General features: G+C 45.6%; 15 protein-coding genes and 1 pseudogene. 6 read left to right on the top strand and 10 right to left on the bottom strand.

The genetic code is table 11. The features are described from left to right. Positions 1 to 93: 93 nt before the first annotated feature. From F7R24_RS10600 to trxA, 4 genes are all read right to left on the bottom strand, one after another. Positions 94 to 834, bottom strand: a complete 741-nt coding sequence (locus F7R24_RS10600) for an FAD-binding oxidoreductase (RefSeq protein WP_151671238.1) — start codon at positions 832 to 834, stop codon at positions 94 to 96. Next, complete coding sequence (gene ubiD, locus F7R24_RS10595) at positions 827 to 2,320, bottom strand: 4-hydroxy-3-polyprenylbenzoate decarboxylase (protein ID WP_151671237.1); 1,494 nt, start codon at positions 2,318 to 2,320, stop codon at positions 827 to 829. Before ubiD ends, F7R24_RS10600 begins: the two co-directional genes overlap by 8 nt. A gap of 94 nt (positions 2,321 to 2,414) precedes the next feature. After that, complete coding sequence (gene rho / locus F7R24_RS10590) at positions 2,415 to 3,674, bottom strand: transcription termination factor Rho (RefSeq protein ID WP_151671236.1); 1,260 nt, start codon at positions 3,672 to 3,674, stop codon at positions 2,415 to 2,417. 221 nt (positions 3,675 to 3,895) lie between these two features. Then, positions 3,896 to 4,222: a thioredoxin TrxA gene (gene trxA, locus F7R24_RS10585; protein WP_151671235.1), complete on the bottom strand. Its 327-nt coding sequence runs from the start codon at positions 4,220 to 4,222 to the stop codon at positions 3,896 to 3,898. 186 nt (positions 4,223 to 4,408) lie between these two features. Here trxA and ppx point away from each other — a divergent pair, with 186 nt between their 5' ends. Next, positions 4,409 to 5,935, top strand: a complete 1,527-nt coding sequence (gene ppx / locus F7R24_RS10580; protein ID WP_151671234.1) for an exopolyphosphatase — start codon at positions 4,409 to 4,411, stop codon at positions 5,933 to 5,935. Between the two features lie 112 nt (positions 5,936 to 6,047). On the opposite strand, the pseudogene F7R24_RS10575 reads toward ppx, so the two are convergent. Beyond that, positions 6,048 to 7,625: pseudogene (locus tag F7R24_RS10575) on the bottom strand (phosphoenolpyruvate carboxykinase); the annotation flags it as partial. Between the two features lie 191 nt (positions 7,626 to 7,816). Beyond that, positions 7,817 to 8,686 carry an Hsp33 family molecular chaperone HslO gene (gene hslO / locus F7R24_RS10570; RefSeq protein ID WP_151671232.1) on the bottom strand — a complete coding sequence of 290 codons (870 nt, stop codon included), beginning with the start codon at positions 8,684 to 8,686 and terminating at the stop codon, positions 7,817 to 7,819. Between the two features lie 99 nt (positions 8,687 to 8,785). Between hslO and F7R24_RS10565 the strand changes: the two genes are divergently transcribed. Then, positions 8,786 to 9,571, top strand: a complete 786-nt coding sequence (locus F7R24_RS10565; RefSeq protein WP_151671231.1) for a phosphatase PAP2 family protein — start codon at positions 8,786 to 8,788, stop codon at positions 9,569 to 9,571. A gap of 46 nt (positions 9,572 to 9,617) precedes the next feature. Here F7R24_RS10565 and hslR read toward each other — a convergent pair whose 3' ends face one another. Continuing rightward, positions 9,618 to 10,016, bottom strand: coding sequence for a ribosome-associated heat shock protein Hsp15 (hslR, locus tag F7R24_RS10560; RefSeq protein ID WP_151671230.1), 399 nt, complete (start codon positions 10,014 to 10,016; stop codon positions 9,618 to 9,620). A 127-nt stretch (positions 10,017 to 10,143) separates the two neighbouring features. On the opposite strand from hslR, the gene cysQ reads away from it, so the two are divergent. Next, positions 10,144 to 10,980: a 3'(2'),5'-bisphosphate nucleotidase CysQ gene (gene cysQ / locus F7R24_RS10555; protein WP_240776085.1), complete on the top strand. Its 837-nt coding sequence runs from the start codon at positions 10,144 to 10,146 to the stop codon at positions 10,978 to 10,980. A 187-nt stretch (positions 10,981 to 11,167) separates the two neighbouring features. Next, the gene (locus F7R24_RS10550) at positions 11,168 to 11,752 is read left to right on the top strand and encodes a superoxide dismutase (RefSeq protein ID WP_151671229.1); all 585 of its coding nucleotides are present in this window, start codon (positions 11,168 to 11,170) and stop codon (positions 11,750 to 11,752) included. A gap of 73 nt (positions 11,753 to 11,825) precedes the next feature. Here F7R24_RS10550 and F7R24_RS10545 read toward each other — a convergent pair whose 3' ends face one another. Both F7R24_RS10545 and F7R24_RS10540 read right to left on the bottom strand, forming a co-directional pair. Further along, a complete protein-coding gene (locus tag F7R24_RS10545) occupies positions 11,826 to 12,350 on the bottom strand; it encodes a hypothetical protein (RefSeq protein ID WP_151671228.1) in 525 nt (174 codons plus the stop codon). Positions 12,351 to 12,381: 31 nt separating this feature from the next. Further along, a complete protein-coding gene (locus F7R24_RS10540) occupies positions 12,382 to 12,981 on the bottom strand; it encodes an arylesterase (RefSeq protein WP_151671227.1) in 600 nt (199 codons plus the stop codon). On the opposite strand from F7R24_RS10540, the gene F7R24_RS10535 reads away from it, so the two are divergent. Together F7R24_RS10535 and F7R24_RS10530 are read left to right on the top strand one after the other, a co-directional pair. Continuing rightward, complete coding sequence (locus tag F7R24_RS10535; protein ID WP_151671226.1) at positions 12,980 to 13,684, top strand: ABC transporter ATP-binding protein; 705 nt, start codon at positions 12,980 to 12,982, stop codon at positions 13,682 to 13,684. The genes F7R24_RS10540 and F7R24_RS10535 overlap by 2 nt on opposite strands. Next, a complete protein-coding gene (locus tag F7R24_RS10530; protein ID WP_151671225.1) occupies positions 13,684 to 16,152 on the top strand; it encodes an ABC transporter permease in 2,469 nt (822 codons plus the stop codon). The genes F7R24_RS10535 and F7R24_RS10530 overlap by 1 nt, the downstream gene beginning before the upstream one ends. Positions 16,153 to 16,180: 28 nt before the next feature. Here the strand turns inward: F7R24_RS10530 and rpiA are convergent, their stop codons facing one another. Further along, positions 16,181 to 16,855, bottom strand: coding sequence for a ribose-5-phosphate isomerase RpiA (gene rpiA / locus F7R24_RS10525; protein WP_151671224.1), 675 nt, complete (start codon positions 16,853 to 16,855; stop codon positions 16,181 to 16,183). Positions 16,856 to 16,867 lie beyond the last annotated feature (12 nt).

Genomic DNA, 16,867 nt, shown 5'->3' with positions numbered 1-16,867 from the left:
AATAAAAGACGTTTGCTGTAAAAAAAAGCGCTAAGGGTCTCGCATCCTTAGCGCTTTTTTGTAATGGCTTTTTACCTGATATAGATCTTCGTTTTAGCTTTTGGGTTTTGGTCTTGGGGCATAAGCAAACACATCAGCATGTATCTGTTTTTCACTGACACCTCGCGCTTCAACAGCATCCACGAGGGCATAAACCATACCTGGTGATCCGCAGACGAATAACAACACATTTTTAGGATCTGTAATACTCTTAGCAACCAGACTAGGCAATGATTGCTCTTCGCCTAGATTATCTGTTTCAGGGCCAGAGATAATCGGGAAAAACTCAAAGTGCTCATTTTGATCAGACCAACTTTTTGCCAAATCCTGCATGTAAAGGTCATCTGCTTCACGGGCACCCCAAAACAAACGCATGGGTTGAGAGATGCCACTGTGAAGTAAATGCTCGACCATACTTTTAATTTGCGCAAAACCTGTACTACCCGCGACAAAATAGATTGCCTGCCCAGCCGCCAGCTCTTCAGCAACAAGGTGGCATTGTCCCATGGCTAAACTCACGTCGATGCTATCTTCATGCTGAAGGTGTGTTAGCAGGGCCTGATTTAGTTCACTTTCAGGCATGGATCGAATATGTAATTCGAGATATTCCGTAGTTTCTGGCGAAGAGGCTATGGAAAAATAAGCACCTTTACCATCAGGAAGAAACAGTTCTAAATACTGACCCGCTTTAAAACTCACACCCTGATTAGCGATCTCTTGATAACTAAGCCGAATACAAAATACATCTCTATTAAGACGCTCGCAGTTTAGTATACGCAGTTGGTATCTAGTCACCCTTCACTCCTGAAATTATCCCAAGGCTATCCCATATTTCATCTACCTTGGTTTTTATATCATCTGACATTTGGATAGGTTCACCCCATTCACGCTGGGTTTCTCCTGGCCATTTGTTGGTTGCATCTAAACCCATCTTAGATCCCAAACCTGAAACAGGTGAGGCAAAATCTAAATAGTCGATAGGCGTATTTTCAATCATTACCGTATCACGAGATGGGTCCATACGTGTCGTCATGGCCCAGATCACATCTTGCCAATCACGCGCATTGACATCATCATCGCAGACAATAACAAACTTAGTGTACATAAATTGTCGCAAGAAAGACCACACACCCAGCATCACACGTTTAGCATGCCCGGGATATTGCTTTTTCATCGTCACGATCGCTAAACGATAAGAGCAACCTTCTGGCGGCAAGTAGAAATCAACAATTTCTGGGAACTGCTTTTGCAAAATAGGGATAAACACTTCATTTAAAGCAACCCCTAGCACGGCTGGCTCATCGGGCGGACGACCCGTATAAGTGCTATGATAGATGGGATCTTTACGATGTGTAATTCGCTCAACAGTAAAAACAGGGAAATGATCCACTTCGTTGTAATAGCCAGTATGATCGCCAAAAGGGCCTTCAGGAGCCGTTTCGTCGGGGTCGATATAACCCTCTAAAATAAACTCTGCACTGGCCGGCACTTGTAGATCGTTACCCATACACTTGATCAATTCCGTTTTACCGCCTCTGAGTAAACCTGCAAAAGCATACTCGGACAAAGTATCGGGAACAGGTGTCACGGCACCCAGAATCGTGGCTGGATCTGCACCAAGCGCAACCGCTACTGGAAAGCGCTCACCAGGATGCTGTTGCTTCCATTCACGGAAATCTAACGCCCCGCCACGATGGGCCAACCAGCGCATAATCAACTTATTACGCCCAATTAACTGTTGGCGGTAGATACCTAAATTTTGACGCGGTTTATTTGGGCCACGCGTGATAACTAAGGGCCAAGTCACTAAAGGACCTGCATCTCCGGGCCAACAAGTCTGAATAGGAATGCGGTAAAGATCAACGTCGTCACCTTCTATCACGACGGCCTGACAAGGTGCCGATTTAACCATCTTAGGCCCCATGTTTAAGACTTGCTTAAACATGGGTAACTTTTCCCAAGCATCTTTCAGGCCTTTGGGTGGCTCTGGCTCTTTAAGCTGCGCCAGCAGTTTACCCACTTCACGAAGGGCGGTAACTGACTCTTCACCCATTCCCAAGGCGACACGCTCTGGCGTACCAAATAGATTGGCCAATACCGGGATGTCATAGCCAACCGGATTTTCAAACAACAAGGCAGGCCCACCCGCTCTGAGGGTACGATCTGCAATTTCTGTCATTTCAAGAACAGGATTGACGGGCTGAGTAATACGTTTTAGCTGACCACGCTTCTCCAACATATCGATGAAGTCACGTAGATCCTTATATTTAGGAGAAGACATATCTAGGTACCGATCTTTGGCGCGCTGCGATCAGCAGGCTAAGTGATAAGGATTAACAGCGAAAACCTACGCTGTTAATCCCTAAATGGATCGCTTACTTACGCTTCATTGACATGAAGAACTCGTCATTGGTCTTAAAGTCTTTTAACTTATCAATGACAAACTCGGTTGCTGCAGCATCTTCCATGGGATCAAGTAATTTACGCAGAATCCAAATACGCTGAAGCTCATCTTCTGTGGTCAGAAGATCTTCACGACGTGTACCCGAGCGACGAATATTTATCGCTGGGAAGACGCGCTTTTCAGCAATACGACGATCCAGATGGACTTCAGCATTACCGGTACCTTTAAACTCTTCATAGATGACTTCATCCATTTTAGAGCCGGTATCCACCAAAGCAGTGGCGATGATGGTTAAACTGCCACCTTCTTCAATATTACGTGCGGCACCAAAGAAGCGTTTTGGACGCTCTAATGCATGCGCATCCACACCACCGGTTAATACTTTACCGGATGATGGAATCACAGTGTTGTAAGCACGCGCTAGACGAGTTATAGAATCGAGCAGAATAACCACATCTTTTTTATGCTCGGTTAAACGCTTGGCTTTTTCCAGAACCATTTCAGCAACTTGCACGTGACGTGATGGCGGCTCATCAAAGGTAGAAGCGACGACTTCACCACGCACGGTACGCTGCATGTCGGTTACTTCTTCTGGACGCTCATCAATCAGCAATACAATTAGATAGCAATCTGGACTGTTGCGGGTAATGCTGTTGGCGATGTTTTGCAACATCAGCGTCTTACCAGCTTTAGGCGGTGATACGATCAAGGCACGCTGCCCTTTACCCATCGGAGAGACCAGATCGATAACACGTGCCGTGATATCTTCGGTACTGCCATTACCGACTTCCATGCGAATACGTGATTGCGCAAACAGAGGCGTCAGGTTTTCAAATAGAATTTTGTTCTTGGCATTTTCAGGGCGATCAAAGTTGATCTCACTGACTTTTAATAAGGCAAAGTAACGCTCGCCATCTTTAGGTGGGCGAATCTTACCTGCAATGGTATCGCCAGTACGCAAGTTAAATCGGCGTATCTGACTGGGTGAAACATAAATATCATCCGGACCAGCGAGGTAAGACGAGTCAGCCGAACGTAAAAAACCGAAGCCATCTTGGAGAATCTCTAGTACACCGTCGCCATAGATGTCTTCACCGCTGACAGCGTGCTTTTTAAGGATGGCAAAAATAACATCCTGCTTTCGCGAACGGGCCATGTTTTGGATGCCCATGGTATTTGCGATTTCCAGCAGGTCTGGAACACTTTTAAGTTTTAATTCTGATAGATTCATAGTTTTTTAGGATGCAGCCAACATTGACTGATAATTGAATGGTAAGCCGGAGGATTGAGTTGGAAAGAACCTCGAAGTAAAAACTTCGAAATAACAAAACGAATATAAAGCGTTTAATGCCTAGTGTCCAGTTTATAAGATCATAAATAGGTCTAAATTGATCTGGAACAAGCTTTAAAAAGGGTGTTAAATCTAACACCCTTACATTTAACACCTACTGATTAAAGATTGGCATCAATAAACGCTGCTAACTGCGACTTAGACAAGGCACCGACTTTAGTCGCTTCGACATTTCCTGCTTTAAATAACATCAGCGTTGGAATGCCACGAATACCAAACTTGGGTGGTGTTTCGTTATTCTCGTCAATATTCAACTTGCAGACTTTCAATTGACCGTCATACTCTTTGGCAATTTCTTCCAAGACAGGAGCGATCATTTTACAAGGCCCACACCACTCTGCCCAATAATCGACGAGCACTGGACCGTCTGCTTTCAATACATCCTCTTCGAAAGAGGCATCGGTCACATTAATTATATTTTCACTCATGTCTCTCGTTCTCCATAGCAGCACATGCTTTGTAATCGTTCTAATAGCTAGATCATAACACCTGCCACCCTAACTTGTGAACTTATCCCGAAAGCTTAGTTGACCAAGTATTTAAACAAATGGGTTCTTCTACACCCATTGGTCTGGCAAAATACAGCACATTAATTGCAGGTGATTGGAGCTTTCATGGAATCTTACGCACAGACGGACCGTTTTGATCAGCCCTCTGAGGGCTCATTACTAGCAGCCATCGACATAGGATCTAATAGCTTTCACATGGTGGTGGCTCGACTGGTCGCTGGCGAACTCAAGCCTTTAGACATTATGTCCGAAAAAGTTCAGCTTGCAGCAGGTTTAGATGAGTCGGGATTATTGTCCGATGAAGCCCAACAACGTGGCCTTGATTGCCTCAGACGCTTTGCTGAACGCCTCAAAGAACTCCCACGCACAGCAATTCGAGCCGTGGCAACCAATGCTATGCGTGAAGCATCCAACCGTGGTGAGTTTATCGAACAAGCTAATGGCATCTTAGGCCTGCCATTGGAAGTTATCTCGGGCTATGAAGAAGCTCGTCTAATCTATTTAGGTGTGGCACACACCCTAGCTGACGATACCGGAAGACGCTTGGTTATCGATATCGGCGGCGGCAGCACCGAGTGCATTATTGGCGAGCGTTTTGAATCTCGCTTACTGGAAAGCTTGCAACTCGGATGCGTCAGTTTCAATGAAGAGTTCTTTCCGAATGGCGAAATCTCTGACAAAGGCTTTCAGCAGGCCAAAATGGCTGCCATGCAGGAACTCTTATCTATTCGTCGCAACTATCGCCGCATGGGCTGGCACAGTTGTGTCGGCTCCTCTGGTACCGCTAAAGCAATCAGTCAATCGTGTGCTGAGCTTGGCTTTTCTTCTGGCAGCATCACAACGGAAAGTTTGAAACAGCTTAAACAATACCTGCTTAAGTTTAAGCATGCTGATGAGATCTCTTTAACATCGATCAAACCAGAGCGAAAAGCTGTACTGACGGCTGGCACCGCGATTATGTGCGCAATTTTTGAGTCACTCGACATCGAAGTGATGGAGTATTCTGATGGCGCCCTGAGAGAAGGCGTGCTTTATGATATGGCAGGCAGACTTCGCCATGAAGATGTCCGCGAGCGGACTATTGGCGCCTTAATGAAGCGTTATCACATCGATAGCCGCCATGCATCAAACGTCGAAGCTTCAGCATTATTTATGCTGGCTCAGGTTAAGGATGGCTGGGGTCTAGCAGACGATGAATTTCACGATATGCTCTGCTGGTCTGCACGCACTCTGGAGATAGGCCTAGATATTTCTCACAACCGCTACCATCGTCACAGTGCTTACCTGCTGCAAAACTGCGACTTACCCGGCTTCAGCAATACTGAGCAGTTATTACTGGCTTTTTTAGCTCGGGCACACCGACGCAAACTGCCAAAAGATGAACTGAAGTTATTACCTGATAACAAGCAGCAACCCTATTTAAGACTGAGCATCTTATTACGCTTAGCGGTCATTCTTCACCGCAGCCGGAGCAAATTACGCACACCTGCTATATCACTACAGGTTGATGGTCAAAAAATTTCTATGAACTTTCCTAGAGACTGGCTGAACCATCATCCACTGACGTTGGCTGATTTAGAAAGTGAGGCAGAGTATTTGAAGAGCGTTGATTACAAGCTGAAATTTAACTAAAAATTCACTGTTGATCTAATAAAGACTTGTTGCGAAGAGACTAAACAAAAAGATATAGAAAAAATAGAGCGCGCTTGTGACGGCGCGCTCTATTGATCTTTATTACAACCTATTAAAGCTGTGGACCTGCTTTAACAATCGTATCGGACACACCACTAAACTTCTGGAAATTTGTCACGAACTGACTGATCAGATTTTTAGCTGCCGCATCGTAAGACGCTTTATCCGCCCAGGTTTCACGAGGATTAAGTAACTTAGCATCAACGCCCGGAACTGATACGGGCACAGCCAAATTAATACCTGGCAACATCTGTGTTTCACAATCTTTCAATGCACCACTTTGAATAGCACTGATAATGGCGCGCGTTGTTGGAATACTGAAACGTTCACCCGTTCCGTAAGAACCACCCGTCCAACCTGTATTAACCAGATAGACACGTGAGCCGTACTCACTGATACGCTTCATGAGAAGATCTGCGTATACGTGTGCTGGACGTGGGAAAAAAGGTGCACCAAAGCAGGTTGAGAAGGTAGATTTAATACCACCACCTGAACCCATTTCAGTTGAACCCACCAATGCGGTGTAACCTGATAGGAAGTGGTAAGCGGCTGCTTCTTTGGTTAACACAGAAACGGGTGGCAACACACCGGTTAAGTCACAAGTTAAGAAGACAATCGAATCTGGCTCTTCACCCATATTCGTCGCAGAGCGCTTATCAACATGTTCTAACGGGTAAGCACAACGACCATTTTCAGTTAAACTGGTATCGTTGTAATCTGCTTTGCGATGTCCATCTAAGGTGACGTTTTCAACGATGGCGCCAAAACGAATCGCATCCCAAATAATAGGCTCATTCTTTTTGCTTAGGTTGATGGTTTTTGCGTAGCAACCACCTTCAATATTGAAGACTACACCTTTACCCCAACCATGCTCATCATCACCGATTAGGTAACGCTCAGGATCCGCGGATAGGGTTGTTTTACCAGTGCCAGACAAGCCGAAGAAAAGCGTGGTTGAGCCATCTTCACCGATGTTTGCCGAGCAGTGCATAGGTAATACATCGTGCTCTGGTAGTAAGAAGTTTTGTACCGAGAACATCGCTTTTTTCATTTCGCCAGCGTAACGCATGCCAGCAATCAGCACTTTACGCTCTGCGAAGTTTAAGATCACACAACCATCGCTGTTAGTGCCATCACGCTCAGGATCACAAACAAAACCCGCAGCATTGATGATTTGCCACTCACCCTTACCTTTGGGGTTATAGGTGTGTGGACGAATAAATAAATTAAGACCAAACAGATTTTGCCAAGCCGTTTGCGTAGTCATTTTAACCGGAAGATAATGGTTAGTATCAGAACCTACATGCACATGAGAGACAAAGCGCTCAACGCCCTCAAGCCAGCTTTCAACTCGCGCCCAAAGCGCATCAAACTTATCAGCATCAAATGGTCGATTCACATTACCCCAGTCAATTTGAGCTGAAGTCGTTTGCTCTTTGACAATGAATCGATCCATCGGTGAACGACCTGTACGCTTACCGGTGGTCACTACCAGCGCACCTGTGTCAGCCAGCACGCCTTCTTGACGCTGCAGCGCACGCTCGATGAGTTCCGCTGGGCTCAAATTCAGATGTGCAATTGTGGCAGTTTCTGTAGTCATTACGCTTTCCCTTGGCTTGTGCCAATCTAATTCTGAAAGTAAATATGCACATTAGCAGTCTACATGATGATATCTAATGCGCTTTGCGTTGTTGGTCTACTGGGTTGCAGAACAATCTATTATTAAAATTAAGGCGGCTATTATTACATAAAAAATCCTTTATGTGGACAACCGCAACTGGCTAAGAATATACCTCCTGACTAAAGTCGGATTGATACATTTTAATGCAATATTGGGTTTTCAGGACTATCTAGATGAGTCATCGACATTATATCTTGCTGATCAAATATATAGACCTCATTGCAAAACTGGCAGTCCACTTTAATAGTTCCACCTTGTTCTTGAACCGCTTGCAGCAACTCATCACGACCGACTAACTGCAAGGCACGCTCACATCGCTCTTTCGAACAATCACAATGAAACTCCAGCGATTGCGGTTCGTAAAGCCTGCAGTTCTCTTCATGAAAGAGCCGATACAGCATCTCTTCATTATCTAACGCTAGCAGTTCATCAACTTTTAATGTTTCTGCCAACAGTCCAATACGATTCCAATCTTCAGTTTTTCCTTGTGCTGCGGGTAACACTTGCAGCAACATACCTGCAGCCCGAGTTCCGTCACATGCCAGTTGAATGCGCGTAGGGAGTTGCTCTGAACGACTGAAATAGTCTTCTAAACAGGCTGCCAAAGATCCGGCTTCCATCGGAACGACACCTTGATATCGCTGCCCCTGAGACGGTTCGATAGTTAAGGCTAATCGACCCGATTGAAAAATATCAGCAAAGCTGTGCGCATCTGGCAAATCACCATCTATTCTTGCAATACCACGAACTTGGTGATGATGACTACATTCAGCCATTAATAGGCGAAGCGCTCCTTCACCCTGTGCTTGAAGAATCAAACGACCATCAAATTTCAGTGTCGAACTCATCAAGGTTACTGCAGCTAACATTTCACCTAAGAGTTGACGCACGATGGGCGGATAGTGATTTCTTTGCATTACCGCTATATAGCTGTCATCCAACCGTGACACCACGCCACGCACGTCGGCATCTTCGAACAGGATTCTCTGGATGGTATCAGCTGAACTCATAAGGACTTTTCCGCATAGATTTTGAAGTTAGACTTTTAGACAAGCATTAATGACTGTTACTATTTGTTCAATTTTACCACAACAGAGAAAGATAACCGCATGACTTTGACACCTCCTGTGTTTGGCACAACCTGGCGCCCAATACCTTTTTTTAGCATGCACCTAATTGCCCTCTTATTAATGTTCAGCTTTATCTCAGGTGCCGGCTTTGAACTTTGGCGACAACTGGATACCCACATTTTTTTCTCTCTTAACGGCACTCTCGCCGAGGGCGGAACTTGGGCATGGCTATGGGCATGGGCAAATACGCGCTATAAGGATATGGCCTTAGCCATCATCATGCTGCTGTTTTTGGTGTTTCCAGGGTTCGGCTTTCAACGAAGTCAATTACAACAAGCCTTGGTCGGCTTTCTTGCCTTGATGATTGTCATGGTTCCCTTAAGATACTTTTTTTACGAATTTTCTAAAAGTTTGGATCTAACCGGACCTAGCCCATCTATCTCTGTTATACCCGCCTATATGCTGACAGAGCTCTTTCCAAATATTTCAGCCAAAGACGCTTCAAGCCGCAGCTTCCCTGGTGATCACGCCACGGTTTTACTCTTGTGGGCAGGTTATTTAGTGATGAATAAACGCTGCATCGGAAGTTTTATGGCGGTGGGGTTAGCGGCATTGATGATATTGCCAAGACTGGTTGGCGGTGCACATTGGTTCAGCGATGTTGCTGTCGGCGGTTTTGCCGTTGCGCTTCCTGTCTTGGCTTGGGCATTTTACTCTCCGATTGTCTACCGCTTAACACTCTGGCTAGAGAAAGGTTTTGTACCCTTATTTACACTGGTGGGGCGTCTCCCCTTGATTGGCAAGCTACCTTTTTTTAAAAGCTAAAAGGATCGTAATCTGTGCAAAAACAGAGTGTGAAACCTATTTTCCGTTAATCCCAACTGCCTTTGATGCGCAGTAATTCGCGGCGACTTTTCTTATCTGGGCGGTGATCTGGCGCACTACCCAGTAATTTACGCTGTGCGGCACGTTCTTCCCTGGCTTTGATACTTTGTTCTGTCTCTTGATAAAGCAAATGAGCTTCTACTGCTCCACGCCGCTGATCAGACAAAGCTAACACTTTGACCGTTTTCTCTTCCAAACCCAGTCTTAGGGTAATTTCAGCGCCGACTTCGACCATTTTGCTGCTTTTGGTTCGAGCGCCGTCGTATTGCACTTTTCCGCCATCAATCATCTGCTTTGCCAGTGCACGAGTTTTATAAAAACGAGCAGCCCAAAGCCATTTATCTAGTCTTATTTTATGATCTGTATGAAAGTAGTGCTGTGTCATGAACGTAGCATCATCCGAAGCTAATCTCCTTTATAATTGTTATCAGTATGAACTCAGTTTGCCTACTTTTAAAGTCATCGAATTCCTAGGTAAACTTTTGCGTAAACTGAATAAGGAAAAACCATACATGATGATCACTCCTGATCAACTGCTCGATCTTAAACAGCTGATCTATAGGGCTGGCGATGCGATCATGTCAATTTATGCTGATCAATCCTTATGGGAAACACAGCAAAAATCCAATGACACACCGGTTACTGCCGCAGACCTAGCTGCGCAAGAGGTACTGATTAAAGGGTTATCTTCATTAACGCCTAACCTGCCAATTTTAAGCGAAGAAGGATTGATGGCCGACTGGCAAATCCGCCAACACTGGTCACGCTATTGGTTGCTTGACCCATTGGATGGAACGAGAGAGTTTTTGCAGCGCAATGGAGAATTCACCGTCAACATTGCCCTGATAGATCAGGGGCGAGCCGCATTGGGCCTTGTTTATGCACCTGCCACTGAAACACTCTACTGGGGCAGTGATGGCACACAGTTAAAGCCAAAAGGAGCATGGAAAACACACCGTCATGGAGAGGCTGAGAAAATTCAAGTCAAACCTAGCTCTTCTGAATGCACGCTACTGACCAGTCGTCGTCACAGTCAACATGAAACCCAAGCTTTGCAACGACTGATTGATGAGGGCATATATACGTCAATGAAGAGCTTATCCATGGGTAGCTCCTTAAAGTTTTGCCACATTGCCGAAGGCAAAGCCGATTTATATCTTCGCTTAGCTCCAACCAGCGAATGGGATACCGCTGCAGCTCAGGTAGTTTTAGAAGCAGCCGGCGGTTGTATTTTAACGCTTCCCGAAGCAATACCGATGCGCTATAACGAAAAAGAGGACATCAACAATCCCAGTTTTATCGCCATGGCTCAGCCTATTCCTGACTGGGTGTCTACTTTAATCGATTAAAACTCCGATCTCTTTCAGTGAAAAACCTTGTTTTTTGCGTCGAGAACCCCAATTAATATTATGATTAGGGTTAAAGAGGTTAATTCGCACACTTTTTGTATCATGATAGATGCAAAATTCGATGCTATTATTTCGTCTCGTTGATCCTAACCCTGTCAAATACTGTCAATAATAAGGTGAGCAGATTATGAGTTTTGAATTACCAGCACTACCCTATGCTAAAGATGCACTGGAACCACACATCTCTGCTGAGACACTTGATTTCCATCACGGCAAACACCACAACACCTATGTCGTTAAGCTGAACGGTTTAGTCCCAGGTACTGAGTTTGAAGGCAAAACACTAGAAGAGATCATCAAAGCAGCGCCAGCAGGTCCTGTATTCAATAATGCTGCTCAAGTGTGGAACCACACTTTCTACTGGCATTGCTTGTCACCCAATGGTGGCGGAGCTCCAACGGGTGCGTTGGCTGATGCGATTAACGCTAAATGGGGTTCTTTCGAGAAATTCCAGGAAGAGTTCAATGATCGCGCTGTGAACAACTTCGCTTCTAGCTGGACTTGGTTAGTTAAAAACGCGGACGGTTCTTTAGAGATCACCAATACCAGCAACGCGGGTACTCCAATGACCAATGGTCAAACCGCAATTCTGACTGTTGATCTTTGGGAACACGCTTACTACATTGATTACCGCAACGTGCGTCCAGACTACCTGAAAGGCTTCTGGTCACTGATCAATTGGGATTTCGCAAACGAAAACTTTGCAGCCTAATCACGATTAAAAAAATGCCGCGCTTTTGAAATGAGCGCGGCATTTTTGTATTTACTTCGTAAAACCCATCAGCTTAATCAATTTTTACACGTGACAAACGCTCTTCAACCAAAGCAGTTCTCTGACGCGTTTGCGCGATAAACATATCCGCAGCATGATAGGCGCCTAGATCGCCACCACCATTTCGGGTAAAGGCTTCGCTGACAGCATTTTGTCGTGTATCTAACCAGCCGTTTTGCTCTTCAATTTCACGAACTCTAGCGCTATCCGGAAGATAATCTAACAATTCATGAAACAGCACATACAACTCAGCATCATATAGATAAGCGATCTGAGTGATTGTTTGTGTCTTTGCTTGTTGATCATTTTGATCTCGCAGTAACGCTTCTAAATAACGAATAGGCTGTGTGTAATTAGGTGCCCAATCTAATGTGGTAATTAAAGGTGGCTGGACCACCGGAGAGGCTACCGGCTGAGTCGGCGCTCTATCTCTGTTTCCCATACCGGGAATCTGCACATTGCTGCAAGCCGTCATTAATGCCATTAAGCCAAGCAGAACAAGCGTTTTTGTTAGGGTTTTCACGGGGCTTTTGTTCATTTTAATCAATCCATTTCTAGCCAGTCTTGGGTCACTCAGTTACAGTAAGAAACGACTCCACATAGGGCCACACATTGTCCAAGATGATGGGCTGCGCTTCTGCATTTGGGTGAAGTCCATCAGACTGCATCAGATTCCAGTCCAGTGCAACATTTTCAAGCAAAAAGGGAACTCTAACCAGATCAAACTGGTCAGCTATCTCTGCATAGAGATTAAAGAAGGATTCGGTATACTGAGGTCCATAGTTAGGAGGTATTCGTATACCGACAATAGCCACTTGAGCGCCATTTTTTTGAATCATTTCGACTAAGGCGGTCAAGTTGGTACGAATTCTGTTAATGGGTAGCCCCCTTAACGCGTCATTAGCGCCCAGCTGTAACAACACATAATCAGGCTGATGACGTTCAAGCAATGCCGGCAGTCGTGTCAAACCACCATCAGTCGTTTCACCACTGACACTGGCATTAATTAGCGTATATTGCTCAGCATCGAGCCGCTGCTCCATCAACGCGACCCAACCCTCTTCAGGCTGGATACCGTAAGCGGCTGATAAGCTATCACCAAAGACTAAAAGGGTGTTGGCATGTAACGATGTTGAGATCATAAATAACACGGAAATGAGATAACGCATGACGCTCCCGACGACTGAAAAAATTCTACTTGAAGCTCAGAATGTCGCAAAATGGTTTACAACACAAGACCAACGACTTGAGCTATTCCACGATTTGAACTTAAAAGTACTTGAAGGTGAGACACTGGCAATTGTAGGACGTTCCGGAGCAGGTAAGTCAACACTACTGAGCTTACTAGCCGGGCTGGATCAACCTAGTGCTGGCAATATATTGTTAGCTGGGCGTTCTCTTGCTGAGATGGATGATGCTACTCGCGCTGAACTACGAGCTAAGCAAATCAGCTTTATCTTTCAATCCTTTCATCTTCTGCCGGAACTGACCGCCTTAGACAACGTCAGACTCGCCCTAGAGATCCAAGACTGTAAAGACGCCATTGCTCAAGCAGACCGTTGGTTAGGTAAAGTTGGCTTAGGTCAACGCACAGATCATTTCCCAGCTCAGCTTTCAGGTGGTGAACAACAACGTGTAGCGATCGCTAGAGCCTTCGCCACTCGCCCTTCTTTACTCTTTGCAGATGAACCAACAGGAAATCTTGATGAAGAAACTGGGCATCAAATCATTGAGCAGCTGTTCGATCTCAATAAGCAAGAAAACACCACGTTGATTTTGATTACCCATGACTCTGAGCTTGCAGCTCGTTGTCAACGCTGTGTTTCACTGCATGCAGGTCAACTGCATGAAAAAGTGTATGAGAGCGCATAATGAAAGGATTTAAGCTCATTGTACTTCGACAGCTCGGCAGTCAATTACGGACAGCCGAATGGCGTGCGCTGTTATTTGCTACCTGGATTGCCATTGCCTTAGCAACATTGCTTGCTTTACTTGGAGACCGACTGGAAAGAGGCTTGCTTCGTGAAAGTGCCGCCATGCTCGGTGCAGATCTTATTCTGAGCAGCCAACGACCGATCAACACCGAACGCATCGAACAAGCTAAAACAAGCGATTTACAAGTTAGTGAAGTGGTGCAGTTTCCTAGCATGATCAATATCGATGAAGAAATGATGTTGGTGTCTGTTCGCGCTGCTACTTCCCCCTACCCACTTCGTGGTGAGATACGAACGCGACCAGAACAACCCCATTCGCAACCACAGGCCGGTGAAGTGTGGGTAGAATCGAGAATTTTATCACAGCTTGAGTTGTCGATTGGTGATCAAATCACCTTGGGTTATAGCGAGTTTAAGGTCACTGCGGAAATGCTGAGTTCACCCGATAGAGGTTCAGGACTTCGCAGCTTTAGCCCACAACTGGTGATGCATCAAGATGATCTAGAAGCCACAGGAATACTTGCACCCGGAAGCCGAGCAGAATTTAGACTATTGATGGCCGGCGATAGCGATAGAGTCGAAGCTCTAGAGCTGGCTTGGCGTGACAACCTTGGTGACGAGGAACGTTTATTTAGCCTGCAAGCAGATCAGCCTATGACTGGAGCCGCATTAGGCAGTGCACTAAGTTATCTAAAGCTGACAGCCTTAATTGCTCTATTATTGTCTGCTTTGACGATCTTTTTAAGTTTACGACGTTTCAGTAATGGTCAGCATAAACGCTGCGCCTTACTACTCAGCCTTGGCTTGAACAGTAAAGATCTGGTTAAACTTTATCTTTATCAACTGATTATTGCATGGCTAGTACTGTCAGTACTGGGAACCTTGACAGGGGTGCTACTTGAGCAGCTGATTCTCAGCTGGTTAAAAGATCTATTACCTGAAGCCTTACCTAGCCCGATTTTATGGCGTTACTTCAGCGGCCCTGCGATGGGTTTTGCGTTATTGATATTACTCGGCTTACCTCCCATTTTACAATTATCTAAAATCTCGGTTGCATCACTTTTCCGTGATGAGATCGTAGGCGGTGATAAACGTGCATTGATGATTCAACTTTTCTGCTTCGGCTTGCTCGCTGCCACACTGCTCGCGTTTTTAGGCGCACCGCTAGCCGCCTTAACACTCCTTATACTTATCTTAGTCGGCGGAGCTGTATTTGGTTGGATCGCGCAAAAGCTATTGAGGTTACTAGCCTATCCTTTAGCTAAAAAGCTACTCTTGGGCCGTCTGTTAACCATGCGTTTGGAGCAGCAAAAACGCTGGCACCGTCTGCAAGCGGGTGTTGTCATTCTGTTAATGACGCTATTGAGCCTAGTGTGGATTAGTCGAACTGATTTACTGGCAGATTGGCAAACGCAGATTCCAGACGATACGCCGAATTATTTTGTTATTAACATTCAGCCTTGGCAGACAGAACCGCTGCAAGATTTTTTAACAGAAAACTCCATCGTTAGCCAACTCTACCCGATGGTCAGAGGCAGGGTAACAACTCTAAACGGAAGCTCTATTCATGCGCAAATGTCGCCTCAGCAACTAGAACACAATACGCTTAATCGAGAATTAAACCTCAGCTGGAGTGATACACCACCGTCACACAACAATGTTATTGCTGGGCGTTGGTGGGTACACGATACCACCGAGGCGGAAATTTCGGTTGAACGAGAGATGGCAGAGATTCTTGGATTAGTGCCCGGTGATATCTTAGGCTTTAATCTTGGCGGTATTGAGGTAGAAGCGCGAATTAGCAATTTGCGTGAAGTGGAATGGACTTCTTTTCAGCCCAACTTTTATGTCATTTTTAATGCCGCCGCCCTAGAACAGATGCCAGCAACCTTTATTACTAGTTTCCGACTAAGTGAAAGCGAACAAGCCTTAGCTTCTCAGTTGGTAAGGGAGTTTCCCTCACTTACCCTGATCGATATAGGTCAACTGTTGCAGCAGATTGCAGGATGGCTAGAAAGATTGGGTGACAGCTCTGCGCTGATACTGGGATTAACGATGCTGTGTGGTGCGTTATTGATGTTACTGACGCTGCATCAAGCTCTGGAGCAGCGGCGTTATGAGAGCGCACTGTTACAAACCCTAGGTGCAACAGCTCAACAGACTCAGAGATTAGATCTGCTTGAGCTGCTGCTACTGGGATTTGTCTGCGGTTTATTGGCGGTCATCACCGCGGAGTTAACCTTAGCGCTGCTTTACCTAAACCTATTAAACCTTCAAGCCAGCTTGCACCCCACGATGTGGATCTTGCTACCGCTGGCATCCACGCTTTTCTTTGTCATCAGTGGCTTCTTACTCAGAAGACGCCTGACACTATCACAGTGTTATCGTTTGCTAAGAAGTGCATAAACTGTAATTACATACCCAAAGAATCTGGTCAGTCACGTGTCAGGGTTTTTACACCCTGGGGCGTGCCCATTAGAATCACATCCGCACCACGATTGGCGAACAAACCATTGGTGACCACCCCTACGATATTATTCAAATGGCGTTCAAACACTTTTGGATCCATGATTTCAACATCATGCAGGTCCAATATGATATTGCCATTATCGGTCACAAAACCCTCTCGATAGATAGGTTGCCCATCCAGCCCAGCTAGTTGACGGCCCACGTAGGAGCGAGCCATCGGAATCACTTCCACCGGTAATGGGAAATTACCCAGAACATCAACCTGCTTGGTTTCATCAACAATACAGATGAAGGTTTTCGCCACCGCTGCAACAATTTTTTCACGTGTTAAGGCACCGCCTCCACCCTTTACCAAGTTAAAACGCGCATCGAATTCGTCAGCGCCGTCAACGTAAAACTCGAGTTGTGAGACGGAGTTAAGGTCAAACACTTCGATATCATGTTGTCGTAACCGAGCAGCCGTCGCTTCAGAACTGGCAACCGCACCGGCAAATTCGTCACGATACTTAGCCAGTGCATCAATAAAACAATTGGCGGTTGAACCGGTTCCAACACCGATGATAGTCTCTCGGTCCAGCTTAGGACGGATCATCTCTGCAGCTGCGATACCGACAGCACGCTTCATTTCATCTTGGTTCATTGCTTTCACCCA

Origin of the sequence: Nitrincola schmidtii, assembly GCF_008973715.1 — a bacterium.
GTDB lineage: Bacteria > Pseudomonadota > Gammaproteobacteria > Pseudomonadales > Balneatricaceae > Nitrincola > Nitrincola schmidtii.
The sequence above is the reverse complement of the archived record's forward strand: the minus strand, read 5'-3'. Positions and strand labels throughout refer to the sequence as shown.

Bases quoted from the DNA above. Each gene is read 5' to 3' on its own strand.
- ubiD (WP_151671237.1), bottom strand. From the start codon at position 2,320: ATGTCTTCTCCTAAATATAAGGATCTACGTGACTTCATCGATATGTTG.
- rho (WP_151671236.1), bottom strand. From the start codon at position 3,674: ATGAATCTATCAGAATTAAAACTTAAAAGTGTTCCAGACCTGCTGGAA.
- trxA (WP_151671235.1), bottom strand. From the start codon at position 4,222: ATGAGTGAAAATATAATTAATGTGACCGATGCCTCTTTCGAAGAGGAT.
- ppx (WP_151671234.1), top strand. From the start codon at position 4,409: ATGGAATCTTACGCACAGACGGACCGTTTTGATCAGCCCTCTGAGGGC.
- hslO (WP_151671232.1), bottom strand. From the start codon at position 8,686: ATGAGTTCAGCTGATACCATCCAGAGAATCCTGTTCGAAGATGCCGAC.
- F7R24_RS10565 (WP_151671231.1), top strand. From the start codon at position 8,786: ATGACTTTGACACCTCCTGTGTTTGGCACAACCTGGCGCCCAATACCT.
- hslR (WP_151671230.1), bottom strand. From the start codon at position 10,016: ATGACACAGCACTACTTTCATACAGATCATAAAATAAGACTAGATAAA.
- cysQ (WP_240776085.1), top strand. From the start codon at position 10,144: ATGATGATCACTCCTGATCAACTGCTCGATCTTAAACAGCTGATCTAT.
- F7R24_RS10550 (WP_151671229.1), top strand. From the start codon at position 11,168: ATGAGTTTTGAATTACCAGCACTACCCTATGCTAAAGATGCACTGGAA.
- F7R24_RS10545 (WP_151671228.1), bottom strand. From the start codon at position 12,350: ATGAACAAAAGCCCCGTGAAAACCCTAACAAAAACGCTTGTTCTGCTT.
- F7R24_RS10535 (WP_151671226.1), top strand. From the start codon at position 12,980: ATGACGCTCCCGACGACTGAAAAAATTCTACTTGAAGCTCAGAATGTC.
- F7R24_RS10540 (WP_151671227.1), bottom strand. From the start codon at position 12,981: ATGCGTTATCTCATTTCCGTGTTATTTATGATCTCAACATCGTTACAT.
- F7R24_RS10530 (WP_151671225.1), top strand. From the start codon at position 13,684: ATGAAAGGATTTAAGCTCATTGTACTTCGACAGCTCGGCAGTCAATTA.
- rpiA (WP_151671224.1), bottom strand. From the start codon at position 16,855: ATGAACCAAGATGAAATGAAGCGTGCTGTCGGTATCGCAGCTGCAGAG.